This window comes from Mesorhizobium sp. M1A.T.Ca.IN.004.03.1.1 (assembly GCF_003997555.1).
Taxonomy (GTDB): Bacteria; Pseudomonadota; Alphaproteobacteria; order Rhizobiales; family Rhizobiaceae; genus Mesorhizobium.
Map to the genome: position 1 here is coordinate 1 of NZ_RZTV01000568.1, position 259 is coordinate 259.

Consider the following 259-nt stretch of genomic DNA (forward strand, 5'->3'; position numbering starts at 1 on the left):
CGAAAGGCCGGCAAGCTTATTCGTTCCGGCACTCACCTCCTCGGCCTTGACCGTACCGCTTGCGGCCAGGGCGCTGAGATCGCTGACCGTGACATCGATATCCGGCTTGACGATCGCAAGCGTATCACGGCGGATCGAGCCGCCTGTTGCGAGCAGCTTGAGCGCGATCCTGCCGCCATCGCTGCTGACGCCGAGCGAGCCTTTAAGGTCGCCTTCGGCCCTTTGCCCGCCGAGTGCGGCGAGCAGGCCGAGATTGGGG

The 259-nt window shown here is 65.3% G+C and carries 1 protein-coding gene; it reads right to left on the reverse strand.

Annotation, left to right across the window (positions count from 1 at the left end):
- Positions 1–259, reverse strand: a 259-nt coding sequence (locus EOD29_RS32915; RefSeq protein WP_164764003.1) for a hypothetical protein, incomplete at both ends; no start/stop codon positions are given.